This is a genomic window from Streptacidiphilus sp. BW17, from assembly GCF_041262485.1.
In the GTDB taxonomy this organism is placed as follows: Bacteria; Actinomycetota; Actinomycetes; order Streptomycetales; family Streptomycetaceae; genus Streptacidiphilus.
On the sequence record NZ_JBGCCR010000013.1, the window covers coordinates 99004 to 122281 of the forward strand.

Sequence of the window (23278 nt, forward strand, 5' to 3'; positions counted from 1 at the left end):
CTTGCGTCCGGCACCGCACAGGACCAGGGTGGCGGTGTGTCCCCTGCTCCCAGACACCTGATCGTGCTGCGGCACGCCAAGTCCGCCTGGCCCGACGGCGTGGCCGACCTGGACCGGCCGCTGGGCCCGCGCGGTCGGCGCGACGCACCCCGGATCGGCGCCTGGCTGCGCGCCACGGGTCACCTGCCCGAGTTGGTGTTCTGCTCGCCCGCCCACCGGACCAGGGAGACCCTGGAACTGGTCACCACCGGCCTCGGCGGAAGACCCGAGGTGCGCGTGGAACCGCGCCTCTACTCCGCCGACGCCGACGGCCTGCTGGCCGTGGCGCGCTCCGCGCCCGCCCACTGCGCCACGCTGATGCTGGTGGGCCACCAACCGGCCGTGCAGGAGCTGGTGTTGGAGCTGATCGGCGACCGCCCCGACGAGCACCCGGCCGCCGCACTGCTGCGGGAGAAGTTCCCGACCGGAGCCGCCGCCGTGCTGGAGGTCACCGATCCGTGGTCCGGGCTGGGCAGGACCGGTGCGCGGCTCGAAGCCTTCGTCCGGCCCCGCGACCTGCCGTAGTCACAGTCCAGGACACGTCATCACACGCCCTCACAGCCGGACGATCACCAGCGCCGTGTCGTCCGTGACACCCGCCGACGGGAGCAGGTCCGTCAGCACGGCGTCGGCCAGCGCCTCCGGCTCCGCGTCGCGGTGGCGGATCAGCGAGGCGGCGAGCAGGTTGAGGCCGACGTCGATGTCCCGGTCGCGGCGCTCGATCAGGCCGTCGGTGTAGAGGACCAGGGTGTCCCCCTGCGTGAAGGGGACGACGGCCTGCGGTCGCATGGTGAGCTCCGGCCTCGCGTCCAGCGGCGGATCGGTGGCCTGGTCCAGGAAGTCCACCCGCCTCCCGCCACGCACCAGTGCGGGCGGCGGATGACCGGCGCTGCTGTAGGTGATCAGCCCTCGGTCCCAGTCGACGAAGACCGTCACGACGGTCGTCGACTGCGCGCCCTCGACCGAGCGGGAGTAGCGGCCGAGGACCTCCAGGGCGTGCGCGGGCCCCGTCGCGACGCGGATGGCCGCGCTGAGCGCACTGCGCAGCTGCCCCATCACGCCGGCGGCCTCCAGCCCGTGCCCGACCACATCGCCGACGGACACCCCGATCCGGTCCCCGCCGGGTGTTCCGGAGTCGGCCAGGTCGACCAGGTCGTACCAGTCGCCGCAGACATTGAGCGCGACGGTCGCCGGCTGGTAACGCACGGCCACCGGGTGGTTCCGGACCGGTCCCGGAGCGGGCAGCATCGACCGTTGCAGTGACAGCGCGATCACCCGCTCGCGGGCGTTGGCCTGCCGCAGCTGCGCGTTGACCTCCTGCAGCTCCCGGACGCGGGTGTAGAGCTCGGCCTCCAGCGCCCGGGTCCGGTCACCGTTGGGGCGGTCGTGGGCGCGGACCAGCTCGGTGACCTCCTCGACCCGGTGGACCAGCAGCTCCACCTCGCCGTCGGGACCGAGGACCGGGGCGTTGACCGGGCTCCAGTAGCGCTCCTCCCACTCCCCCGGCCGCTCGGCCGACTCCACGTCGTAGCGCTGCAACCCCATCACGTCCCGCTGGCCGGTGGCGAGCACCCGGCGCAGGGACGCCTCGAGGTTCCGGACGCCGTCGGCCGCGGGGTCGTTCGGGTTGTCCGGGAAGACGTCGAAGAGGTACCGGCCGATCAGCTGGTCCCGGGTTCGGCCGGAGAAATGCAGGAACGCCTCGTTGGCGTCCAGGTAGACCAGCTCAGGGGTCAGCAGGGCCGCCATCCCTGGCAACGACTGGAAGACCCGTTCGTAGTCGATCGCCACCTCGGTCATGGTGCTCCGCCTGATCCGCAAGACAGGCCCCCGGACTCATTCTCACCCTCCCGGGCGCGGTCTCACCACGGCACGGGCGTTCCGTCCCAGGAGAGGAACTGGCCCGTCGGGCCGTCCTCGGGCAGCAGCGCCAGGCGGACGGCGCCCGTCGCGGCCTCGGCGGGGTCGCCCTCGCTGCCGGCCGCGAGCGCGTTGAGGTCGGTGCGGCGCAGGCCCGGGGCCATGGTGTTGACCTTGAAGCCCTCGGGGGCGAGCGTCTGGGCGTAGAACAGGGTGAGCGCGTTGAGCGCGGTCTTGGAGCTGCGGTAGGCCGCGCCGGAGCCCGGCCCCAGGGCGAACCCGCGGTTCGGGTCCGCGCTCTGGGTGAGCGAGCCGGTGCCGCTGGAGATGTTGACGATGCGCGGCGCGGACGACCGGCGCAGCGCCGGGAGGAAGGCGTTGGTGACGGTCAGCACCCCGAAGAGGTTGGTCTCGAAGGTGCGGCGGAAGGAGTCGAGCGTGGCGTCCGGCGCGGCGTTGCCGTCGGCCATCATCCCGGCGTTGTTGACCAGGATGTCCAGCCGCTCGACCTGCCGGGCGGCCTCCGCCACGCTCTCCGGATCCGTGACGTCGAGGACCAGCAGGCGGACGTCGCCGTCCAGCTCCGCGACGGTGCGCTTGCCGCGCTCCGCGTCGCGGGCGCCGAGCAGGACGCTGACCCCCGCCGCAGCGAGCTGTCGGGCGATCTCCTTGCCGATGCCCTTGTTGGCGCCGGTCACCAGTGCCGTGGCTGTGCTCCTGGAAGAGTTGTTCATGCCCGTAAGGCTCCCCGCTCGGGCGCCCGGTAGCCAGGTGGCGGAGGTACCCGGCTACGGACCGTGACGCCCGTCCCGTCTCTCCGGGCCCCTGTCTCCACTGCCTCGCCGGACCGTCCGCTACCTGGCCGGACCGTCCACTACTTCGCCGGACCGTCCTCCGCGAGGAGGCGGCGCAGCGCCGGGAGCAGGGCGTCGAGGGGCTGCGAGCTCTGGAACGCGACCACGGTCGTCCCCGCGCCGTCGGCCGTCGGGGCCGGGGCGGTGAAGAGCGCGATCACCTCCTGCATCGCGGCGTCGAGCTCCGCCAGCGGGTCCTGGCACTCGCCGCGCAGCCAGCGGCGCAACACGTGGTTGTGCGCGGACGCGACCGCTGCGGCCATCAGTTCCGCACGCAGGGCCGCGCCGGGCGCCTCGTCGCCCATCCAGGCCGTGATGAACTCGCGGAAGAGCCGCTGGTAGCGCGCCACGCTGGCGATCTCCCGGTCCCGCAGCGCGGAGACCTTGCTGGTCAGCGCGTAGCGGCGGCGGGCGATCTCGCCCTCCTCCAGGTAGTGCAGCAGCACCAGCCGGACCGCGTCGGAGACCGCGACCAGGGCGGTGGCGTCGGAGGACGTCGCCAGCCGGGCGCGGATCGCGTCGAGCAGACCGTCGTGGTCGGGAAAGACCACGGCCTCCTTGGACCCGTAGTAGCGGAAGAACGTCGACCGGCCGACCCCGGCGCGCTCGACGATGTCGTCGACGGTGGTCTGGTCGTATCCGCGCTCGTCGAAGAGCGAGAGGGCGGCGTCGGCCAGCCGGTCGCGCGCCGGGGGCGCTGAGCGCGATGTCATGGAGCCACATCCTGACGCGTCCGGGCCTGGGACACCACTCGTCACCTCTTGTTTCCGCTTGTTGCTTCCGGTTGTTGTTTCCCGCTGTCGCTACCCCTTGCCACCTGGCGTGGAACTGAGTACCGTCCAAATGGTATCCGGTCCCACCCGCCGGATCTCGCCTCCCCTGCCCAAGGACCGCAGCAGCCTGCCCGCATCCCGGTCCGATCCGAAGGAGGAACAGAACCGATGACCCCGCCGCCCACCGCGACCGCCACCGCCTTCGCGCCCGTCGCGCCCGTCTATGTGCCCGTCTATGTGCCCGCGTTCGTGCCGGCCCCGCCCGCTGTCGACTCCGCCGCCTCGGCCGCTCCGGGTCAGGCCACCGGCCTGCGGTTCCAGCGCTGCACCTGGTGCGACTCGGCGCAGCCGCGTCCCGCGCTGATGTGCCGGGTCTGCCGCAGCGAGAGCTTCCGCTGGGAGGAGAGCCAGGGCCTCGGCCAGGTCGTCCACTCCCCCGCCATCGCCCGCAAGCCGGTCTCCACACCACGGCTGACGATGATTCAGCTCGACGAGGGCCCTCTCGTCGACGGCTGGGTCCTCGGCGGCCCGCAGGACCAGCTCTGGCCGGGCGCACGGGTCCGCTTCACCGACGCCGAGGACGCCTCCGGCCGCCCCGTCTTCGAGCTCAACGAGCTGGGCTGGGGGGACTGACCCGCGCGGGTGGTTCGCTGTCAGTCCCTGTCCGACCCTGTCAGACCGTCAGTTCCGGCTGTACAGAGGCTACTTCGGTCACCAGGCTTTGCCGGATGAAGAACTCGGTACCGAACAGCCGCTCCCGCACGTCCGGCGACATCTGCGAGATCACGCCGGGCATCGCGCCCCGCTCCACCTCGCTGCGGTGGGCCAGCACGGCCGCGATCTTCTGGTCCATCCAGGGACCGACCTCGAACGCGGTGTCGACCTGCTCGTCGGGGACGGTGTAGAGCGTCCTCGCCTCGCCCACCAGCTCCCGGAAGGCCGGGACGCACGAGTGCGGGTAGGTGGAGAAGTACAGCGCGCGCGGCTGCCAGGGGTCACCGGCCTCCGGGTAGAGCTGGGCCAGTCCGGCCGCCTGGGCCGCGAGCACGGTCACCCGGTGCGCGTGCCGGTGGTCCACATGGCCGGTCAGCCCGCCGTAGGCGTCGTGCGTGAGGACCAACTCGGGGCGGAACGACCGGATGTGCGCCACCAGCCTGCCGACGGCCTCGTCGAGCGGCGCGTCGCAGAAGCGCGCGCGGCCCGGGGCCGAGGGCTCGAAGTGCGCGTCGGCGTAGCCGAGCATCCGCGGCTTCTCCGCGCCGAGCAGGCGCGCGGCCTCGGCCAACTCCTCGGCGCGCCACGTGTCTTCCGCCCAGGTCGCGCTGACGATCGCGGTCCGCGCGCCCGCTGCCGCGTGCCGGGCCAGGACCCCGCCCGCCGCCAACGACTCGTCGTCCGGGTGTCCGAACACGGTGAGAATGCTGGGCGCGGTCATCGAGGGCCACCTCTCGGTTCGCGGATCCAGCCGAGCATACGGCGTAGGTAAGTGCCGGGCGTCGCTGCCGGGCAGAGGTCGGCGGGCGAGGCACTAGACTGCCCGCACATGTGACCGACTGTCACCGAAAAGGACGGCCCCGAGATGTCCGAAGTCGACCAGACCCCCGCCGCTCTGGACCCCAACGTGCCCAGCACGGCCCGGGTCTACGACTACCTCCTCGGCGGCAAGGACAACTTCGCAGCCGACCGGGCCGCAGCCGAGCACCTGCTCTCCGCGCAGCCCACCGCGCGGGACATCGCGCAGGCCAACCGGCGGTTCCTGGTCCGCGCGGTGCGGCTGCTGGCCGAGAGCGGGATCCGCCAGTTCGTCGACATCGGCGCAGGCATCCCCACCAGCCCGAACGTCCACGAGATCGTGCTGGAGCAGCAGCCGGACGCCCGGATCGTCTACGTCGACAACGACCCCGTCGTGCTGGCCCACACCCGCGCCCTCCGCGCCACCACGGGTGTCTCCGCGCTCGACGGCGACCTGCGCAGACCCGACGAGATCCTGGGCCACCTGCGCGAGTCGGGCGTCATCGACTTCTCCCAGCCGGTCGGACTGCTGCTCATCTCGGTGATGCACTTCGTCCGCCGTGAGGAGGACCCGGCCGCGCTGGTCCGCGCCTACACCGAGCCGTTGGCGCCGGGCAGTCACATGGTCATGTCCGTCGCGACCGGCGGCACGCTCTCGGACGAGGAGATCGCCAAGGCCGAGAGCGCCTACGCCCACGCCTCCTCGGCGCTGACGCTCTACCGCCCGGCGGACGTGGCCGGTTGGCTGGAGCCGTTCGAGCTGCTCGAGCCCGGCCTGGTCTCCTACTACAAGTGGCGTGCCGAGGAGATCGAGCCCGGCGGCCTCGGCGCGCCCATCGCGGCGGTCGCCCGGATCAGCTGACGCCGGTTCGGCCGCACACCGCTCGGGCGGGCCGTCCGCCGACGACCCGCCCGAAGCTTTCCTGTTCGCCTGCTGCCCGATGCCCGGCCCGCTGCCCGGCCCGGTCTGCCCGGCTACTCGGTCCGCAGCGCGACCGCGGTCCGGGTCCTGGCCGCCCATCCGGCGGGCAGGAGCGCGCTGAGGACGGCGATCACCAGGCCGCCGAGCGCCAGCAGGGTCAGCGGCAGCGCGTGGTAGACGTCCAGTACCTCGCCCGGCAGCCGCAGGCCCGCGCTCTGCCCCATGGCCGGGACCACGATCCGCTGCAGGACCACCCCGATCGGCACCCCGACCACTCCGCCCACCACGCCGACGACCGACACCGACGCGATCACCATCGCCAGGGTCTGCCGTGGGGTCATGCCCAGCGCCTTGACGACGCCGAGGTCGCGGACCCGCTCGCGGGTGTCCAGCACCACCGAGTTGAGCACGCCGAGCCCCGCGACGACGACCAGCATCAGGGTCAGCACCCCGGTGAGCGCGTCCAGCAGGATCACCATCTGGCTCGCTCCGCCGCCGTCCCCGACCTGGGCCACGGCTCCGGTCGGGCGGAGCGCGGCGTTGAGCGCGTCGGTGTAGCGGATCGGGTCGGTGCCGGACGTGAGTGCGATGGAGAAGACCTGCGGGCGCAGGTCCGGCTCGGCCGCCGCCAGCGTGCGGGCGTCGGTGAGGACACTCATCGCCGCGCCGCTGCTGGCGACGAAGACCTCACCACTGATCCTCACCGGAATCGCCTTGCCGTGGTCGTTGAGCACCACGGTCTCGCCCACCTTGGTACCGGTGGCGGTCAGGAACGGGGTGGACACGACCGCCTCGCCGGGACGGGTGAACCAGCTGCCCGAGACCAACTGGCGGCCGGACCAGGACGCGTCCCCGAAGAACGCGGTGGCGTTGACCGCGACTGTGGTCCCACCGGCGGTGACCTGGGACTGCGCGGCGCCGAACCAGGCCCGGGTGCCGGACTGGGCCTCGATCGCCGCGGTCATGGCCGTGGTATCGACCGAGCCCGGCTTCGCCGCACCCGCGCCGGTGCTCCCGGGGAGCGGCGGGGCGACGCTGAGGACGGTCACGTCGGCGTTGGACTTCTTGGCGTCCTGGATCCGCTGGAGCGACGTGCCCAGGCCGTACGCGAAGGTGACCGACACGGCCCCGAAGAGGATCGCTATGACCATCGCCATGCTGCGCGCCGGGCGGGAGAACGGCTGGGCCAGGCCCATGGTCACCGGTCTCGGCAGCGGCAGCGCCCGGGCGATCCGTGCGGCACGCCGCCCCCGGCCGGGCTGCGGGGTCCGACCGACAGTCAGCGCGTCCACGGTCCGCAGCCGACCGGCGCGCAGCGCGGTGAGGCAGGCGGTGACCGAGACCATCAGCAAGGTGCCCGCCATCACGGCCACGTCGACGGAGGGCGCGACGGTCAGCGAGGTGGTGCCGTACACCTGCTCGGTGGCGCCCAGCACCTGACCGGCCGCCAGATTGCCCAGCCCCGCACCCAGCAGGGTGCCGACGACGGCCGGGATCAGCGCCTGTCCCACGTAGGCGCGGACCACCTGGCCCGGAGTGAAGCCGAGCGCCTTGAGTACCCCGATCCGACGGGTGCCCGAGCCGACCGCGCCGGCCACCACGTTCCCCACGATCAGCACCGACATCAGCACGCCGAGCAGCCCGAAGGCGGTCAGGAACGGGATGAAGATCCCGGTGGAGCTGGTGTTGCTGTTCTTGACGTCCAGCCAGTCGCGGCTGCCGCTGACCGCACCGGACGGCAGACCGGCCGCGACGGCGGCCCGGTCGGCGGCGAGCTGCGCCGCGGTGGACGCGGCGGTGAAGCGGTAGAGCATCTGCAGTCCGGTGCTGCCGCCCTCACGGCTGGTCGCAGCCGCGAGCGCCGGGATCTCGTCCGGCGCGACCCAACCGTCACCGGTCGCGCTGACGGACCGGGCGATGCCGACCACGTCGAGCTCCGCGGTCCCGCCGGAGGCGGCAGGCACCTCCACCTTCTGTCCGACGGACAGTTGCGGCCCCGTCCAGTCGGCCGACACGACGAGCTGCCCCGGCCCCGAGGCCCAGTGCCCGGCGGTCAAGCTGACGTCGTCGACGGGACCGCCCGCGTCGGCGCGACCGACCAGTTCCATCGGCGGGACGCTCAGCCCTGCGGGCAGCTCCATGCCGACGACGCCGCTCGGGTTGACCGAGGCGGTCGGGAACGGGCCCGCCGTCGCGGTCACCCCGGCCACGTGCGCGGTCGCGCCGACCCGGTCGGCGCTCGCCTTGGCGGAGTCGAACTGGACCACCAGCTGCGCCCCGTTCTGCTGGGCGAAGGCGTGGTCGAACGGCGCGTTCGACGCGACCAGCAGCGAACCGCCCAGCACGGACGCGGTCACCGCCATCATCGCCGCCAGCCCGGTGACGGCGGTCTGCACCCGGCGCCGCCGCACACCGGCACGCATCACGGTACCGAGGGCGCTCATGCCTCCTCCTCCGCGCTCCGCATCGGCTGCGCTCCGCTACGCCTCAGCTCGCCGCTCATCGGGCCACCGCCGAAGGCACGTTGTGGCGGACGTCGGAAGCGATCCGGCCGTCGACGATCCGGACAGTGCGGGTCGCGCAGCTCTCGGCCAGGCTCTCGTCGTGGGTGACCACCACGATGGTCTGCCCGTCGGCGTGCAGCTCGCGCAGCAGCGCCCTGACCTCCTCGCCGGAGGCGGAGTCCAGCGCCCCGGTCGGCTCGTCCGCCAGCAGCAGCGGCGGACGGTTCATCAGTGCCCGTGCCACCGCGACCCGCTGACGCTCGCCGCCGGACAGCCGTCCGGGGTAGACGCGGGCGTGCTTGGTGATGCCCAGGGTGTCCAGCAGTCCGTTGGCCCGTCGCCGTGCCTCGCCGCGGGCCACGCCGGTCATCTCGGCGGGCAGCACCACGTTGTCCAGCACGGTCAGGTCGTCGAGCAGGTTGAAGAACTGGAAGACCATGCCGATCCGGGTCCGGCGGTAGCGCGCCGCGCCGGTCTCGTCGAGCCGGTCGACGCGGACGCCCGCCACCGTGACGGTGCCGGAGTCGGGGCGGTCCAGACCGGCGACCATGTTGAGCAGGGTCGACTTGCCGCTGCCGGACGGACCCAGGATCGCCACCGCCTCGCCGGCCTCCACGGTCAGCGAGACGTCCCGCAGTGCGGCCGGTCCGTCCGCGAAGTGGCGGTTCACTCCGTCCATTTGGATCACAGGTCCGGTGCCGGTCATCGTCGTTTCCTCTCCCAAGTTCCGATGCGTGCGTGCTCGTCGCGACACCGGTAACGCTAGGGTTCGGTGATCATCGGCCTCATCGGTCGGCAGAGGCATTTCCGCTACCGCTCGAGGATGACCGTCCGCGCCGTCATCCTTCCGATGTAGTCCGGCAGGTGGGAGCAGGTCGCGTGAGGGAGCAGGTCGCGTGAGGGGGCAGAACAGCGTGGGGAGCAGTCTCAGCCGCTTCACTCGACCGGTCGGTGCCGCGCGCGCGCCTACCCTGCGCCGACGGATCGCCGACGGCGTGCTCGCCGTGGCCCTCGCCCTGATCGGCGTCCGGTACGCGCTCACCGCGCCGAACGTGCCGTCCACGCCGCCGGATCTGACGTTGCTCGCCGCCGCGGCGGCGCTGCCCCTGGCCTGGCGACGCCGCGCGCCGCTGGGCGCGCTCTGCGTCCAACTGGCGCTCTGCGTGGCGCTCCTGCTCCGCCACGCATATCCGGACGTGCTGCTCGCCGCCGCGCTCGGCACGCTGATCGCGCTGTACAGCGCCCTCGCCCACAGCCCCTACCGGCAGCTCACCTTCGCGTGCCTGCCACTCGCCGGCACGGTGCTGGTGCTGCTCTCCCCCCGCGTCAAGATGCCCCACCTGTCCAACGAAGTGGTGGGCGTGCTGCTTCTCTTCCCGGTTGTGGCCGCCGCGTTGGGCCACCGGCTGTGGGCCGGCCGAGTCGAGGAGAACCAACAGCGGCTGCGCGCCATGGAACTGGAGCGGATCGAGTCGCTGCGCCGCGCGGTCGAGCACGAACGCGCCCGCATCGCCCGCGAGTTGCACGACGTGGTCACCCACAACGTCAGCGTCATGGTGATCCAGGCCGGGGCCGCCCGGATGGTCGTCGAGAAGGATCCGGCGCTCGCCAAGCAGGCGCTGCTCGCGATCGAGAGCAGCGGCCGTGCCGCGATGACCGATCTGCGCCAGGTCATGGGCCTGCTGACGATGGAGAGTCCGGACGGCGGCGACACGGCGGACTCGGCACTCGCCGAGAAGCCCGAACTCGCGCCCCAGCCCGGCCTCGACGGCCTGGACGCGCTCGCCGGGCGGATCCGCCTCACCGGCATCGCCGTCGACCTCGCCGTCACCGGCGAACGGCGCCCGCTGTCTCCGGGCCTGGAACTGACCGCCTACCGCGTGGTCCAGGAGGCGCTGACCAACATGGTCAAGCACGCCGTCGGGGCCGGCGCGGACATCCACGTCGACTACGGGTCACGGGAGTTGACGGTGGACGTGGCCAACACCGAGGGCCGACCGGGCGCGGCGGCCGACACCGGCAGCGGCAAGGGCCTGGTCGGTCTGCGCGAACGCGTCGCCGTCCACGGCGGTACCCTGCACAACGGCCCGCGCCTGACCGGCGGTTACCGCGTCACGGCGACCATCCCGCTGGACACCCTCGATTCCCTGGCCACCCCGGACCTGCTGGAGGAACAGTGAGTGACGCCCTGCGCGTCGTCATCGCGGACGACCAGGCGCTGGTGCGCACCGGGTTCCGGATGATCCTGGCGTCCGAGGGGATCCAGGTCGCCGCCGAGGCGGAGAGCGGAACGGACGCGGTCGCCGCGGTGCGGCGGACCCTGCCGGACGTCGTCCTGATGGACATCCGCATGCCCGGGATGGACGGCCTGGAGGCGACCCGCCAGATCGTGTCGAGCGGAGTCCGCTCGACCGGCGGCGCGCATGCTCCCCGCGTGATCATCCTGACCACCTTCGACCTGGACCAGTACGTCTACGCGGCGCTCGGCGCGGGCGCGAGCGGCTTCCTGCTCAAGGACGTCAGCCCCGAGCACCTGGTCTCGGCGGTCCGCATGGTCCGCTCCGGCGACGCGCTGCTCGCGCCCGCCATCACCCGCCGCCTGGTCGCCCGCTTCGCCCGCCGCGACGACGTCCCCCTCCCGGTCGGCGGCCAGGACCCGGACACCCGCCACCGCAACCTCGCCACGCTGACCGCCCGCGAGTCCGAGGTGCTGCGCCTGATCGCCCGCGGACTCAGCAACGCCGAACTGGCCGCGCACCTGCACCTCTCCGAGGCCACGGTGAAGACCCACGTGGCCCGCATCCTCGGCAAGCTCGGCCTGCGCGACCGCGTCCAGGCCGTCGTCCTCGCCTACGAGACCGGTCTGATCACCCCTGGCCAGGGCGAGAGCGACTGATCGGTTCGGTCAGGATTCAAGAAGTCGGGTGTTCCCCGTCGTCGTTAGAGTGACAGCGATGGACGGACCGTCGCAGGGCCGAAGAGACGGAGACACGACAAGCATGGCCACCCGGACCAAGAAGACCAGCGCGGTCAACGACGCCGCCGCCGACAGCCACGAACTGATCCGTGTGGTCGGCGCGCGCGTCAACAATCTCAAGGACGTCAGCGTCGACCTCCCCAAGCGCAGGCTGACCGTCTTCACCGGGGTCTCCGGCTCGGGCAAGAGCTCGCTGGTCTTCGACACCATCGCCGCCGAGTCACAGCGACTGATCAACGAGACCTACTCGGCCTTCGTCCAGGGCTTCATGCCCACCCTCGCCCGGCCCGACGTCGACGTGCTGGAGGGTCTGACCACCGCGATCATCGTCGACCAGCAGCGGCTGGGCGCGGACCCCCGCTCCACCGTCGGCACCGCGACCGACGCCAACGCGATGCTGCGCATCCTCTTCAGCCGTCTCGGCAAGCCGCACATCGGCTCGCCCAAGGCGTACTCCTTCAACGTCCCCTCGATCAGCGGGGCCGGCGCGGTGACCGTCGAGCGCGGCGGGAAGCAGGTCAAGGAGCGGCGCAGCTTCAGCATCACCGGCGGCATGTGCCCGCGCTGCGAGGGGCGCGGCTCGGTCTCCGACATCGACCTCACCCAGCTCTTCGACGGCGCGAAGTCGCTCGCCGAGGGGGCGATCACCGTGCCCGGTTACAAGGCAGGCGGCTGGAACTACCGGCTCTACGCCTCCTCCGGCTTCTTCGACCCGGAGAAGCCGGTCGCCAAGTTCACCAAGAAGGAGCTGCAGGACTTCCTCTACCGGGAGCCGACCCGGATGAAGATCGAGGGCATCAACATGACCTACGAGGGTCTGGTGCCGAGGATCCAGAAGTCCATGCTGGCCAAGGACAAGGAGGCGATGCAGCCGCACATCCGGGCCTTCGTGGACCGCGCGGTCGCCTTCGCCACCTGCCCGGAGTGCGAGGGCACCCGGCTCGCCGCCCCGGCCCGGTCCTCGAAGATCGGCAAGGTCTCCATCGCCGACGCCTGCGCGATGCAGATCAGCGACCTGGCCGAGTGGGTCCGCGCCCTGGACGAGCCCTCGGTCGCGCCGCTGCTGACCGCGCTCCAGGAGGCGCTCGACTCGTTCGTGGAGATCGGCCTCGGCTACCTCTCCCTGGACCGCCCTTCCGGCACGCTCTCCGGCGGCGAGGCGCAGCGCGTCAAGATGATCCGCCACCTCGGCTCCTCGCTCACCGACGTCACCTACGTCTTCGACGAGCCCACCATCGGGCTACACCCGCACGACATCCAGAAGATGAACGAGCTGCTACTGCGGCTGCGCGACAAGGGCAACACGGTCCTGGTGGTCGAGCACAAGCCGGAGGCGATCACGATCGCCGACCACGTCGTCGACCTCGGTCCGGCGGCGGGGTCGGGCGGCGGGCAGGTCTGCTTCGAGGGCACCGTGGACGACCTGCGCAAGAGCGGCACCAGTACCGGCCGCCATCTGGACGACCGGTCCTCCGTCAAGAAGTCGGTCCGCACGCCCGAGGGCACCCTGGAGATCCGCGGCGCCTCGACGCACAACCTGCGGGACGTCGACGTGGACATCCCGCTGGGGGTGCTCGTCGTGGTCACGGGCGTGGCGGGCTCCGGCAAGAGCTCGCTGGTGCACGGCTCGCTGCCCAAGCAGCCGGGCATCGCCGAGGCGGGCGTGGTCTCGATCGACCAGGGCGCGATCCGCGGTTCGCGGCGCAGCAACCCGGCCACCTACACCGGGCTGCTGGACCCGATCCGCAGCGCCTTCGCCAAGGCGAACGGGGTCAAGCCGGCCCTGTTCAGCGCCAACTCCGAGGGCGCCTGCCCGACCTGCAACGGCGTCGGCGTCATTTACACCGACCTGGCGATGATGGCGGGCGTCTCCACGGTCTGCGAGGACTGCGAGGGCAAGCGCTTCGACGCCTCGGTGCTGGAGTACCACCTCGGCGGGCGCGACATCAGCGAGGTCCTCGCGATGTCGGTGGACGAGGCGGAGGCCTTCTTCGGCGACGGCGAGGCCCGCACCCCGGCCGCGCACCGCATCCTTACACGCCTCAAGGACGTCGGACTCGGCTATCTGACGCTGGGTCAGCCACTCACCACGCTCTCGGGCGGCGAGCGGCAGCGGCTCAAGCTGGCCACCCACATGTCCGAGAAGGGCGGCGTCTACATCCTCGACGAGCCCACCACCGGCCTCCACCTCGCCGACGTCGAGCAACTGCTGGGCCTGCTGGACCGGTTGGTGGACTCCGGCAAGTCGGTCATCGTCGTCGAGCACCACCAGGCGGTGATGGCCCACGCCGACTGGATCATCGACCTCGGCCCGGGCGCGGGCCACGACGGCGGCCGCATCGTCTCCGAGGGCACCCCGGCCGACCTCGTCTCCTCCCGCACCACCCTCACCGGGCAACACCTCGCGGAGTACGTGGGCGCGTGAGCCCCTCTGTCCCGTCCGCGCCGCGCAGCGGCGGCGCGGACGGAACCGTTCACTCCTCGCGGGCCGCGGAGGTCAGCGACATGTCCGCGTAGCGCTCGCCGGACACCTGACCCGCGATGGGCTCCAGCTCTGCCAGCTCCTCGGCGGTCAGGCGGATCCGGGTGGCACCGGCGTTCTCCAGCAGGCGGCTGCGCCTGCGCGTGCCCGGGATCGGAATCACCGTCAGACCGTGGACCTCGGACCGCTGGTGGAGCCAGGCGAGCGCGATCTGCGCGATGGTCGCGCCGCGTTCGGCGGCCATCGCGTGCAGCGGGGCGAGCAGCGCGGCGTTCGCCCTGGCGTTGTCCCCGCTGAAGCGCGGCATCGACTGGCGGAAGTCCCCGCCGCCGAGCTCCTTGGCGGCATCGCTGAACGCCCCGGTCAGAAAGCCGCGCCCGAGCGGCGAGTACGGCACGAAGGCGACCCCGAGCTCCGCGGCAGTGCCCACCACGCTGCGCTCGACGTCGCGACTGAAGAGCGACCACTCCGTCTGCACCGCGGTGATCGGGTGGACGGCGTGCGCTTCCCGCAGCTCCGCGCCGGTGACCTCGCTCAGCCCGAGGTGCTTCACCTTGCCCGCACGCACCAGCTCGGCCATCGCGCCCACGGACTCGGCGAGCGGGACCGCGGGGTCACGACGGTGCATGTAGTAGAGGTCGATGACGTCGACGCCCAGTCGGCGCAGGCTCGCATCGACGGCCTGCCTGATGTAGGTGGGATCGTTGCGGATCGCGCGATACGCAGGGTCGTCCCGGCGGTACTCGATGCCGAACTTGGTGGCCACGGTGATCTCGTCGCGGTGCGCGGCGACGAACGACGCGAGGAACTCCTCATTGGCACCGATGCCGTACATGTCGGCGGTGTCGATCAGGGTGACGCCGGCCTCGACGGCCGCCTCCAGCGTGTCGCGGGCGGCGACGTCGTCCGTGTCGCCGTAGGCGGCGCTGATGCCCATGGCCCCGAAGCCCTGGGCACCGACAAGCGGGCCGCCCGTGCCCAGTTCGACCGTGCGGATCTTCTCGATGGTGCTGCTCATGATGACGTCCCCGCCCTTTCCTTTGCCCCGTGGGCGCTCACGTGACATGCCAATTTCTCGTCCAGTGCGACCAGCGCGTCCTGCAGTTCCGCAATGCGCGCCACGACGTCGCGCCGGGTCTGCTCCAGGACCTCCTGCCGCTCGTCGGCGGTCGTCTCCCCCTGCCGCGTCAGCTCCGCGAACCGGACCATCGCGGCGACCGACATCCCGGTCACCCTCAACTTGCCGATGAACGCCAGCCGTTCCAGGTCCCGTCGGTCGAACACCCGCTGCCCGGTGGCGGACCGCTGCACGTCGGGCAGCAACCCGATCTGCTCGTACCAGCGCAGCGTGTGCGCGGTGAGCCCGGTCAGCGCCGCCACCTGGCTGATGGTGTAGCGGTCCTGACCGTCCGTTCGCGGACGGGTGGGCCCAGCCGCTCCCCCGGCCGTGCAGGAGAGCAGCGGCGGGGGCGTCACGGGCGTGCTGTCGATCACCGTCATGCGGGTAAACCTAGAACGTTCGAGTGCACTCGAAGCAAACACCCGCCGCGGAAAATCCGTCAAAACAGTTGGCTGGGCGCCGTCGAGAACGGCCCCTTCCCGAAGCCCAGGGCGTGCTCGGGCGCGCGCCGGGCCCGAGCCCGGAGTGGGCCCCTTCCCAGCCACCTCCCGGGCCTGCAGCGGGTGCCCCAGGGCCTCGCCACAGGCGTCCTGACCTGGCCTTTTACCCCCTCAGCTCCTAGGATCGACCTCTATCGAAAGGGGAGCAGAATGGACCGGTCCGTACGCACCATGGAGGACGTTCTCGCACTCTTGGACGGGTTGTTCACGTCCGGTTCCGAGGCCGACTGCTTGGCAACCGGCGACGGCCGGAGCTTCTGGGACCGCTTCTACACCGACCGGACCAGGCCCGTCCCGTTCTTTGCGGCAAAGCCTGACGAGAACCTGGCCGCCTACCTCGACCAGGGCCTGATCTCTCCCGGACGAGCCCTGGACCTGGGGTGCGGGCCCGGCCGTAACGCTCTCCATCTCGCGTCGAACGGCTTCCAGGTCGACGCTGTTGACCTCTCCCCCGTCGCGGTGGCGTGGGGGAAGGAACGCGCTGACCACGCCGGTGTCGACGTCGACTTCCGGTGCGGTGACGCTTTCGCCCTCACCGAGGGCGAGTTGAGCGGTCCGTACGACGTGGTGGTCGACTCGGGCTGCTTCCACCACCTGCCGCCACACCGCCGGGTCAGCTACCTGGCCCTGCTCGACCGCGTCCTGGCACCGGGCGGCCACCTCGCGCTGACCTGCTTCGCCTCCGGCGAGAACGGTATGGGGTCCGAACTCGCCGACGCCGACCTCTACCGCGAACGCACACTGCAGGGTGGCGTCGCCTACACACCGGAGTCGCTGCGCCGGATCTTCTCCGACCTGACAGAGGTCGAACTGCGCCGCATGAACGAAGAACCGCCCGAGTCGGAGCTCTTCGGCGTGCCGTTCTTGTGGACCGCGCTGTTCCGCCGGGACGCGTCGGCAGACGGCATTCGCCGCGTCCCCTGACGCGTCCCGGCGGGCGATCGATCAGCGCACGAGGTGCCGGGCGAAGAAGCGGACCGCGCTGTCGGCCTCGAACCTGGGCAGTTCCTTGTGCCGGCCCGAGTTCACGTGCAACGACTTCTCCGTCGAGGCGAAGGCGTCGAACAGCGCGAGGCCGTGCTCACGTGAGATGTGCTCGTCGTCCCACTGGAGGTCGAACTCGATGGGGATGGTGATCTGTTGCGCCTTCTCGGCCAGGACGTGGGGCCAGTGCTGGCCGAAGACCGCAGCGGTGATCCTGGGTTCGACCGCGACCAGCGGCACGCCGATAGCAGTGCCCATGTTGAGACCGAAATAGCCGACCGGCCCGTCGCTGCCGATCTCCGGAAGCTCGTGGAGCGCGTCCAGGGTCGCCTGCCACTCGGGCACGGCCTGCTCCGCCAGATAGGCGTTGTAGCGCACGACGACGGGGCCGACGGGCTCACCCGTCGCCATCGCCTGCTGCATGACGGCGATCTCCTCCTCGTCGTGCGCGGTCCGTGGGCGGTCGCCGTGTCCGGGCGCGTCGATGACCGCGACGTGGAAGCCGCAGGCGTCGACCAGGCGCTGAGCCCGGCCCGCCATCGCCGGATGCTTCTTGTGGTTGCCCCCGCCATGGCCCATCAGCACCAGGGGTGCGCGCTCGGCGCCGGAAACAGGGGACCAGAGCACGCCGGGGATCTCGCCGACGGTGAAGTCGCGCTCGACCATGCCGTTCGACGACGACTCGGCGGTGAACTGCAGGGAGTGCTGGAGAGAGTACATAGGAGTCACCCTTCGGGAGTGCCTGAATGTCGAGGCGCTCCCGGCGACAGCTACGTCAGCCGCCCGACCGTGACGAAAGGGGGAGCACCCATACGGTTACCGCGTTCATGGGTCTCACCTCCTCGTCCGGTGTCTCGGTCGGCAGGAAGCTATCAGCCCGAGCTCTTTCGGCACACCCGTTTTTCCCCACGCGCCGTCCCGTGAGGGCGCAGGATAGGGCCATGACGCCGCCTTCCTTCGACGTGGACGAGTTCCTCGCGCAGCCGCTCACCGCTCGGATCGCCACCAACGGGCCGACGGTGCGGCCCGTTTGGTACCTCTGGGAGGACGGCGCGTTCTGGGTGTTGACCGGACCGTGGGCGCGGCTGATGCGGAGGGTCGAACGGGATCCCGCGGTGGCGCTGGTGGTGGACGAGTGCGACCTCGCCACTGGGCTGGTCCGGCAGGTGATCGCGCGCGGGCGGGCCGAGTTGGCGCCGTTCGACGTGCCGCGCGGGCGGCGCAAGCTCACGCGGTACCTCGGGGCGGACGAGTCACGCTGGGGCGCACGCTTCCGCGCCTACCTCCACGACGACGCCGCCAGCCGTGGCACGACCTGGCTGTGCCTCCGGCCGACGGCACTGGTCGCCAACGACCTCACATACGAGACCGGCGACGTCGAGTCATGACCGACCACCGCTCGATCGACGTCGCCGGCATCCGCCTCGCCTACCAGGTCGCCGGGCCGATGCACGCTCCCCCGCTGGTGCTGCTGCACGGGCTCGGTGAGGGCGCGGCCGACTGGGGCGGCGTCCTGCCCGCCCTCGCACGCGACCGTCGCGTCCACGCCGTCGACCTGCGCGGACACGGGGACAGCGACTGGCCCGGCGACTACTCGCTGGAGCTGCTGCGGGACGACGTCCTCGGCTTCCTCGACGCGCTCGGGCTGGAGCGCGTCGACCTGGTCGGGCACTCGCTGGGCGGTGTGGTCGCGTACCTCGTCGCGGCGGAACAGCCGGGCCGGGTGGCCCGGCTGGTGCTGGAGGACGTGCCGCTGCCGCGTCCGCGCGTGCCCACGCCGCCGATCCGGCCGGAGGGGCCCCTGGCGTTCGACTGGCAGATGGTCCTGGCGCTGCGGAAACAGCTGGACACCCCGCCCGTCGACTGGCTGGAGCGGCTGGGCGCGATCACCGCGGCGACGCTGGTGCTCGTCGGAGGACCGGACAGCCACATCCCGCAGGACGGCGTCGCCGAACTGGCCCGCACGGTGCGGAACGGACGCCTCGTCACCATCCCTGCCGGACACCTGATTCACGCCACCGCACCGGAGGCGTTCCTCGCCGCAGTCCTGGACTTCCTGCCCGCGGCGGGATGACGTGCGGGCCGCGCGTCAGTCGGCCAGGTCGTGCTCGGCGAACGCGCCTCAGCGGCTCCGGCGGCGCGCGTTGCGGATGGCGCGGGCGGCGGCCGGGGGCAGCAGGTCCTTGGCGAGACGCTTGGCGCGGGCCGGAAGCGCAGCCGCCTCGGCCGCCTTCAGGCGACGGTCCCGCTCGGCCTCGGCCGTGCGCTCGGCCATGATGTGGTCGTGGAACCGGGAGGTGCGGAACGCCGGCGGCTTGAGCCCGGCCTTGTTGCGCAGCCGGATGATCCGGTTGCCGCGGATCTTCTCCTCGTACGCGGTCAGCTCCGGGTGCTCGGCGAGCTCCTTCAGCAGCAGGTCCTGAAGCGGCGTCGGGTCGCCCCAGGTGCCGTAGAACTTGTTGGCGGAGACCACGATCGGCAGCAGGTCCATGGTCGCCACCGCCTCCCAGACCGCCGCGCTGACGCCGGGCGTGTGCTCGGAACGGTAGTCGTCCAGCACCACGACGCCCTCGGGCGAGAGCGCCTCCTTGGCGAAGGCGATGTCGCCGATCACGTGCTCGTAGAGGTGCGAGGCGTCGATGTGCACGAACCGCGCGGACTTCGGCTCGGTGCGGCCGTCGGACATCACCGAGGTGGGCGCCTGGACGACGATCGGAAGCGCGTCGTGGAAGGCCAGGTAGTTGCTCTCGAATGCCTTGCGGGTGAGGGTGTCGCGGTAGGACGCCGCCATCTCGCCCGAGTTCGCCTCGTCCGGGGCGTCGGAGTCGAACAGGTCGCAGACCGTGAAGGTCTCACCCTCGCGGACGTAGTCCCCGAGCATGATCGCGCTGCGCCCGAGGTAGGCGCCCATCTCGATCAGGTCCCCGGGCGTCTCGGCCTTCTTCTGCTGTTCCAGGAACCAGACGAAGAGGTGTCGGTCCACGGCGAAGAACCAGCCACGCACGTCGTCCAGTGTGGCGGGTGGTGCCGACTGCGGTCCTGCGGTGCTCATGGGATCTCCGAGGAAGGCCGAACGTGAGAAGACTGCGGCCGAGGCTACGAGACACCGGCGGAAGGCTCAAGTGACCTTTGTCTCTTTGGCATAGTCTGCCCGGAGAACTCCTTGACTACGCGACACTGTGCACTGCACGGGCCCTCGACGGTCACCTTCCGGCCCTGTCGCCTTCACATCCCGGCTTCACATCCCGGCCCAGTGCCCATCCCGGCGCGGTGCCCGCGCGCCAAGACCCGGGTATCAGCCGGGGCCGGCCCGCTCGGGGGTTCGGGCCGGACCCGGCAGCTCAGTCGCCGCTCACGCACCGCCGTCGAGGACGGTGACGAGCGCGCCCTCTGCGTGCGGGCTCTGCAGCGGGGCGGTCAGGTGGACCACGTACGGGCCGTTGCCGCGGCAGCTGTCGATGGCCACGATCTCGTCGTCGATCCGGGCCCGGCAGGGGACGGGCACCGGGGCGGTGAGTGGCAGGTTCGAATTGCGCCAGTGGATCGGGTCGGTCGGGTGCGCGGTGCTGACCGGAGCCACGGCGGAGGCGAGCACGGGGTCCATGACCAGGCACGTTAGTGGCAGAGAGCCCCCTGTGGGGAGTCCTTCGATCAGGCTTTTTTGCGGACCTTTTCGCAGGTGGGACGGCATGTCCGTGCCACTTCGCACACCTCCTGAACGACGCTTTCCCGTCCGGGCCGACGGGGCAGGCAAGTTGACGGATCGACGGCTCGCTGGGCCCGGGAAACGGGGCAGAATCCGCTGCCCGCCACCGACGCCGCCACCGACGTCGTCGGGCCGGACGACCGGCCTTCGCCACGCTGAGCAATGACTGCGCGGCCGCGCACCAACTCCCGAGTGGGGCCGGGTAACCGCCCGGCGCAGCCGATCGGGTACGTTCGAACGACCACCCCGAGCAGTGGGGACAGGAAGGCGACGGACGCATTTCCTCCACGATGCGTTTGCCGGTTCTCCGCACCGACTGCTCGCTGAACTGCCGCTTTCCCGAGGTAAGGTGCCCGCGTGTCTCAGTCACCCCATCCCCAGATATCCCCCAGCGAGATGGATTCCCTGCGCGACGCAGCCCCCGTCGACGCCGACTTGCTGCAGCGGATCCGCGCCGCGCTGACCGCGCGCGAGAACGAGAGCGACGAGGAATCCGGCAACGCAGAGTGACAGAGTGACGCGCTGCGCGCCCCCAACGGGGGCGCGTAGCGCGTGAACAGAGCGTGACCCGGGTCACGTGAGCAAGGAGCCACGTGAGCAAGGACACGTGCCCGTCTGCCCTCACCTGGTGAAATGCCCCTTTTGGAGTGGCGGCTTCTTTGATACCCAGGAAGAAGACCCGAAGCACCACGCACACGCACCACCCAGGAAGTCCGGCATGACGCGCGACAACACCCCGAGCGACACGAGCCTCATATCCTTCGACGTCGACCTGACCCGTCAGGAGACACAGCGTCGAGCACTGGTCATGGACGCCCTCGGGCCCGCCTGGGACCCGGTCGCCGTGCTGCATGACGAGGACGCCGCCTACACGCTGCTCTACTCCGGCCTCGACGCCGAGCAGCAGCGAATCCACGACGAGCTGGTGGCCGCCGGTGTGCTGCCCGCACGGGAGCCCGGCCGTGCTGCCGATTGACCCGCACGCGGACCTGGGCCGCCGAGCCTGGGTACCGTGCCCCTCCTGCGACGACAGCCGCGACTGCGGTGACTGCGGCGCCGCCCGGACCTGCTCCGGCCACTGGCGCTACCTGCTGTCCAACACCGGCAGCCGCCTGCACCTCCAGTGCCCGAGCTGCACCCACGTCTGGGACCACGAGACCGGCTTCGGCGCGACCCGCTCGTAGGGTCCGTACGCCAGACGCTGTACATGACACGGAAGCTCACCCGTCCTTAAGCTCAATCGCAGCCTTCGGACACCTGCGCGCAAGGCGCGCGCCGATGATGGTTGACGACGCATCAGTAACATCGTCGTCCACCGGAGGCATGAGCTCATGACGGACAGTCAGAACGAGGGCCAGGGAGCCGAGTCAGCGCATTCCGGGCCGTCCGCGCAAGCCGGACCGTCGGCGCCGTCCGCGCCGTCGCGCAAGGGCGGGATCACCCGGCGGGGCCTGATCGCCGGGGCGTCCGCCGCCGGAGCCGCGGCGCTGATGGGCGCGGGCCGCGCCACAGGCCCGAAGGGGCCGACCGCCGCGCAGTCGCGCCTGATCGACAGCGCACTGGCGGCGTCGGCAACGAACGCCTCCCTCTCCGACATCAAGCACGTCGTGGTGCTGATGCAGGAGAACCGCTCCTTCGACCACTACTTCGGCACCCTGTCCGGCGTGCGCGGCTTCAGCGACCCGAACGTGCCGCAGCAGACCGTGGGCGGTCGCAGCTACCCGGTCTTCGACCAGTTCGGCTTCCAGCCGGGCACCGGCGCCTCCGCGTCCGGCTACCTCCAGCCGTTCCGGCTGCTCAGCGACCCGCCGCTGGAGGACGGCCAGACCACCAACGACATCGACCACAGCTGGGCCACGCAGCACCGCAGTTGGAACGGCGGAGCGATGGACTCCTTCGTCTCCGCGCACCTTTCGGCGGACGGCGCCACCAACGGCCCGGTCACCATGGGCTACTACACGCGCGACGACCTGTCGTTCTACTACGCGCTCGCGGACGCGTTCACCGTCTGCGACGGCTACCACTGCTCGGTGCTCGGCCCGACCGACCCCAACCGGCTGATGCTGATGTCCGCCTCGATCGACCCGGAGGGCACACAGGGCGGGCCGGTCGTCCAGACCTTCGGCAACCGGCTGGGCGAGTACGGCAAGCTCTCCTGGGAGACCATGCCGGAGCGGCTGCTCCAGGCCGGGGTGGACTGGAAGGTCTACAACGACCCGATCGGCCTGCTGGCACTCAGCCCGCTCCCCTACTTCAAGGCCTACAACGACCCGCTCTCCTCGACCGGCCGCGAGCTGATCTCCCGCGCGTTCACGCCGACCTACCCGGGCACGTTCCAGTCCGACGTCGCGGGCGGCACGCTGCCGTCCGTCTCCTGGATCATCCCGCCGGTCGCCGAGTGCGAGCATCCGGCCGCGCCGCCGCACTACGGCGAGTACTTCGTCCAGGAGGTGCTGGCGACGCTGGTCTCCAACCCGGACGTGTGGGCGCAGACCGCGGTCATCGTCGTCTACGACGAGAACGGCGGCTTCTTCGACCACGTCGTCCCGCCGACCGCGCCCGAGGGGACGCCCGGCGAGTGGCTGGCCACGCTCCCCTCGGCGGTCGGCGGCGTCAACGGCCCGGTCGGGCTGGGCTTCCGCACGCCCGCCCTGGTCATCTCGCCGTTCAGCGCGGGCGGTTTCGTCCACTCGGAGACGTTGGACCACACCTCGGTGCTGCGCTTCATCGAGACCCGCTTCGGCGTCGAGGTCCCCAACCTCACCGCCTGGCGGCGCGGCGTCACCGGCGACTTCACCGGCGCGTTCAACCTGAGCGCCGCGCCGACCACCGCGTTCCCCTCGCTCCCGCAGGTCTCGCTGGGCGACACCTCGGCGGCGGAGCAGGCGGTGCTCAACGCCCTGGCCGGGACGCTGGACGTCGGCATCCCCTACCCGCTGCCGAGCAGCAACTCCATGCCGACGCAGGAGACCACGCCCACCCGTCCGCAGGTCCCCTGACCGACCCACGCCAGACGCGTGCGGGGCATGCCCATATGGTTGGGCG

General features: G+C 71.4%; 24 protein-coding genes. 13 read left to right on the plus strand and 11 right to left on the minus strand.

The annotated features are described in order from the left end of the window. Positions 1-36: 36 nt before the first annotated feature. On the plus strand, positions 37-564 hold the full coding sequence (locus ABH940_RS18275) for a histidine phosphatase family protein (protein ID WP_370065849.1): 528 nt from the start codon (positions 37-39) through the stop codon (positions 562-564). Between the two features lie 30 nt (positions 565-594). Here ABH940_RS18275 and ABH940_RS18280 read toward each other — a convergent pair whose 3' ends face one another. The 3 genes from ABH940_RS18280 to ABH940_RS18290 form a co-directional block, all read right to left on the minus strand. Then, positions 595-1839, minus strand: a complete 1245-nt coding sequence (locus ABH940_RS18280; protein WP_370065847.1) for a PP2C family protein-serine/threonine phosphatase — start codon at positions 1837-1839, stop codon at positions 595-597. 62 nt (positions 1840-1901) lie between these two features. Beyond that, positions 1902-2633, minus strand: a complete 732-nt coding sequence (locus tag ABH940_RS18285; protein WP_370065845.1) for an SDR family oxidoreductase — start codon at positions 2631-2633, stop codon at positions 1902-1904. Positions 2634-2773: 140 nt separating this feature from the next. Beyond that, a complete protein-coding gene (locus ABH940_RS18290; RefSeq protein ID WP_370065843.1) occupies positions 2774-3466 on the minus strand; it encodes a TetR family transcriptional regulator in 693 nt (230 codons plus the stop codon). 228 nt (positions 3467-3694) lie between these two features. Here ABH940_RS18290 and ABH940_RS18295 point away from each other — a divergent pair, with 228 nt between their 5' ends. Continuing rightward, the gene (locus ABH940_RS18295; protein ID WP_370065842.1) at positions 3695-4159 is read left to right on the plus strand and encodes a Zn-ribbon domain-containing OB-fold protein; all 465 of its coding nucleotides are present in this window, start codon (positions 3695-3697) and stop codon (positions 4157-4159) included. 40 nt (positions 4160-4199) lie between these two features. On the opposite strand, the gene ABH940_RS18300 is transcribed toward ABH940_RS18295, so the two are convergent. Continuing rightward, entirely contained in the window at positions 4200-4961 is a 762-nt protein-coding gene (locus ABH940_RS18300; RefSeq protein WP_370065840.1) for a PIG-L deacetylase family protein, read from the minus strand. Between the two features lie 144 nt (positions 4962-5105). Between ABH940_RS18300 and ABH940_RS18305 the strand changes: the two genes are divergently transcribed. Then, positions 5106-5900 (plus strand): SAM-dependent methyltransferase, encoded by a 795-nt coding sequence (locus tag ABH940_RS18305; RefSeq protein ID WP_370065838.1) that lies wholly within the window; start codon positions 5106-5108, stop codon positions 5898-5900. Between the two features lie 113 nt (positions 5901-6013). On the opposite strand, the gene ABH940_RS18310 is transcribed toward ABH940_RS18305, so the two are convergent. Both ABH940_RS18310 and ABH940_RS18315 read right to left on the minus strand, forming a co-directional pair. Further along, positions 6014-8404, minus strand: a complete 2391-nt coding sequence (locus ABH940_RS18310) for an ABC transporter permease (RefSeq protein ID WP_370065836.1) — start codon at positions 8402-8404, stop codon at positions 6014-6016. Between the two features lie 55 nt (positions 8405-8459). Further along, on the minus strand, positions 8460-9170 hold the full coding sequence (locus tag ABH940_RS18315; RefSeq protein ID WP_370105723.1) for an ABC transporter ATP-binding protein: 711 nt from the start codon (positions 9168-9170) through the stop codon (positions 8460-8462). 208 nt (positions 9171-9378) lie between these two features. On the opposite strand from ABH940_RS18315, the gene ABH940_RS18320 reads away from it, so the two are divergent. From ABH940_RS18320 to ABH940_RS18330, 3 genes are all read left to right on the plus strand, one after another. Then, positions 9379-10644 (plus strand): sensor histidine kinase, encoded by a 1266-nt coding sequence (locus ABH940_RS18320; RefSeq protein WP_370105724.1) that lies wholly within the window; start codon positions 9379-9381, stop codon positions 10642-10644. Then, positions 10641-11360, plus strand: coding sequence for a response regulator (locus ABH940_RS18325; protein WP_370105725.1), 720 nt, complete (start codon positions 10641-10643; stop codon positions 11358-11360). The genes ABH940_RS18320 and ABH940_RS18325 overlap by 4 nt, the downstream gene beginning before the upstream one ends. Positions 11361-11463: 103 nt before the next feature. Further along, a complete protein-coding gene (locus tag ABH940_RS18330) occupies positions 11464-13866 on the plus strand; it encodes an ATP-binding cassette domain-containing protein (RefSeq protein ID WP_370105726.1) in 2403 nt (800 codons plus the stop codon). Between the two features lie 49 nt (positions 13867-13915). Here the strand turns inward: ABH940_RS18330 and ABH940_RS18335 are convergent, their stop codons facing one another. Further along, on the minus strand, positions 13916-14941 hold the full coding sequence (locus tag ABH940_RS18335; protein WP_370105727.1) for an aldo/keto reductase: 1026 nt from the start codon (positions 14939-14941) through the stop codon (positions 13916-13918). Next, the gene (locus ABH940_RS18340; protein ID WP_370065824.1) at positions 14938-15423 is read right to left on the minus strand and encodes a MerR family transcriptional regulator; all 486 of its coding nucleotides are present in this window, start codon (positions 15421-15423) and stop codon (positions 14938-14940) included. The genes ABH940_RS18335 and ABH940_RS18340 overlap by 4 nt, the downstream gene beginning before the upstream one ends. A 270-nt stretch (positions 15424-15693) precedes the next feature. On the opposite strand from ABH940_RS18340, the gene ABH940_RS18345 reads away from it, so the two are divergent. Then, on the plus strand, positions 15694-16467 hold the full coding sequence (locus ABH940_RS18345) for a class I SAM-dependent methyltransferase (RefSeq protein ID WP_370065822.1): 774 nt from the start codon (positions 15694-15696) through the stop codon (positions 16465-16467). Between the two features lie 21 nt (positions 16468-16488). Here the strand turns inward: ABH940_RS18345 and ABH940_RS18350 are convergent, their stop codons facing one another. Then, entirely contained in the window at positions 16489-17247 is a 759-nt protein-coding gene (locus ABH940_RS18350; RefSeq protein WP_370105728.1) for an alpha/beta hydrolase family protein, read from the minus strand. Between the two features lie 221 nt (positions 17248-17468). Here ABH940_RS18350 and ABH940_RS18355 point away from each other — a divergent pair, with 221 nt between their 5' ends. Together ABH940_RS18355 and ABH940_RS18360 are read left to right on the plus strand one after the other, a co-directional pair. Continuing rightward, a complete protein-coding gene (locus ABH940_RS18355; protein WP_370105729.1) occupies positions 17469-17915 on the plus strand; it encodes a pyridoxamine 5'-phosphate oxidase family protein in 447 nt (148 codons plus the stop codon). Beyond that, the gene (locus ABH940_RS18360; protein ID WP_370065818.1) at positions 17912-18601 is read left to right on the plus strand and encodes an alpha/beta fold hydrolase; all 690 of its coding nucleotides are present in this window, start codon (positions 17912-17914) and stop codon (positions 18599-18601) included. Before ABH940_RS18355 ends, ABH940_RS18360 begins: the two co-directional genes overlap by 4 nt. A gap of 48 nt (positions 18602-18649) precedes the next feature. Here the strand turns inward: ABH940_RS18360 and ABH940_RS18365 are convergent, their stop codons facing one another. Then, the gene (locus ABH940_RS18365) at positions 18650-19579 is read right to left on the minus strand and encodes a class I SAM-dependent methyltransferase (protein ID WP_370065816.1); all 930 of its coding nucleotides are present in this window, start codon (positions 19577-19579) and stop codon (positions 18650-18652) included. Between the two features lie 300 nt (positions 19580-19879). Continuing rightward, positions 19880-20131 (minus strand): hypothetical protein, encoded by a 252-nt coding sequence (locus ABH940_RS18370; RefSeq protein WP_370065814.1) that lies wholly within the window; start codon positions 20129-20131, stop codon positions 19880-19882. A gap of 459 nt (positions 20132-20590) precedes the next feature. On the opposite strand from ABH940_RS18370, the gene ABH940_RS18375 reads away from it, so the two are divergent. From ABH940_RS18375 to ABH940_RS18390, 4 genes are all read left to right on the plus strand, one after another. Continuing rightward, the gene (locus ABH940_RS18375) at positions 20591-20743 is read left to right on the plus strand and encodes a hypothetical protein (protein WP_370065812.1); all 153 of its coding nucleotides are present in this window, start codon (positions 20591-20593) and stop codon (positions 20741-20743) included. Between the two features lie 208 nt (positions 20744-20951). Beyond that, positions 20952-21209: a DUF6400 family protein gene (locus ABH940_RS18380; RefSeq protein ID WP_370065810.1), complete on the plus strand. Its 258-nt coding sequence runs from the start codon at positions 20952-20954 to the stop codon at positions 21207-21209. Beyond that, positions 21196-21417, plus strand: coding sequence for a hypothetical protein (locus tag ABH940_RS18385; RefSeq protein ID WP_370065808.1), 222 nt, complete (start codon positions 21196-21198; stop codon positions 21415-21417). The genes ABH940_RS18380 and ABH940_RS18385 overlap by 14 nt, the downstream gene beginning before the upstream one ends. A 147-nt stretch (positions 21418-21564) precedes the next feature. After that, positions 21565-23232, plus strand: a complete 1668-nt coding sequence (locus tag ABH940_RS18390) for a phospholipase C (RefSeq protein WP_370065806.1) — start codon at positions 21565-21567, stop codon at positions 23230-23232. The last annotated feature ends 46 nt before the right edge of the window (positions 23233-23278 follow it).

Bases quoted from the DNA above. Each gene is read 5' to 3' on its own strand.
- ABH940_RS18280 (WP_370065847.1), bottom strand. From the start codon at position 1,839: ATGACCGAGGTGGCGATCGACTACGAACGGGTCTTCCAGTCGTTGCCA.
- ABH940_RS18285 (WP_370065845.1), bottom strand. From the start codon at position 2,633: ATGAACAACTCTTCCAGGAGCACAGCCACGGCACTGGTGACCGGCGCC.
- ABH940_RS18290 (WP_370065843.1), bottom strand. From the start codon at position 3,466: ATGACATCGCGCTCAGCGCCCCCGGCGCGCGACCGGCTGGCCGACGCC.
- ABH940_RS18295 (WP_370065842.1), top strand. From the start codon at position 3,695: ATGACCCCGCCGCCCACCGCGACCGCCACCGCCTTCGCGCCCGTCGCG.
- ABH940_RS18300 (WP_370065840.1), bottom strand. From the start codon at position 4,961: ATGACCGCGCCCAGCATTCTCACCGTGTTCGGACACCCGGACGACGAG.
- ABH940_RS18305 (WP_370065838.1), top strand. From the start codon at position 5,106: ATGTCCGAAGTCGACCAGACCCCCGCCGCTCTGGACCCCAACGTGCCC.
- ABH940_RS18310 (WP_370065836.1), bottom strand. From the start codon at position 8,404: ATGAGCGCCCTCGGTACCGTGATGCGTGCCGGTGTGCGGCGGCGCCGG.
- ABH940_RS18315 (WP_370105723.1), bottom strand. From the start codon at position 9,170: ATGACCGGCACCGGACCTGTGATCCAAATGGACGGAGTGAACCGCCAC.
- ABH940_RS18330 (WP_370105726.1), top strand. From the start codon at position 11,464: ATGGCCACCCGGACCAAGAAGACCAGCGCGGTCAACGACGCCGCCGCC.
- ABH940_RS18335 (WP_370105727.1), bottom strand. From the start codon at position 14,941: ATGAGCAGCACCATCGAGAAGATCCGCACGGTCGAACTGGGCACGGGC.
- ABH940_RS18340 (WP_370065824.1), bottom strand. From the start codon at position 15,423: ATGACGGTGATCGACAGCACGCCCGTGACGCCCCCGCCGCTGCTCTCC.
- ABH940_RS18345 (WP_370065822.1), top strand. From the start codon at position 15,694: ATGGACCGGTCCGTACGCACCATGGAGGACGTTCTCGCACTCTTGGAC.
- ABH940_RS18350 (WP_370105728.1), bottom strand. From the start codon at position 17,247: ATGTACTCTCTCCAGCACTCCCTGCAGTTCACCGCCGAGTCGTCGTCG.
- ABH940_RS18355 (WP_370105729.1), top strand. From the start codon at position 17,469: ATGACGCCGCCTTCCTTCGACGTGGACGAGTTCCTCGCGCAGCCGCTC.
- ABH940_RS18360 (WP_370065818.1), top strand. From the start codon at position 17,912: ATGACCGACCACCGCTCGATCGACGTCGCCGGCATCCGCCTCGCCTAC.
- ABH940_RS18365 (WP_370065816.1), bottom strand. From the start codon at position 19,579: ATGAGCACCGCAGGACCGCAGTCGGCACCACCCGCCACACTGGACGAC.
- ABH940_RS18370 (WP_370065814.1), bottom strand. From the start codon at position 20,131: ATGGACCCCGTGCTCGCCTCCGCCGTGGCTCCGGTCAGCACCGCGCAC.
- ABH940_RS18380 (WP_370065810.1), top strand. From the start codon at position 20,952: ATGACGCGCGACAACACCCCGAGCGACACGAGCCTCATATCCTTCGAC.
- ABH940_RS18390 (WP_370065806.1), top strand. From the start codon at position 21,565: ATGACGGACAGTCAGAACGAGGGCCAGGGAGCCGAGTCAGCGCATTCC.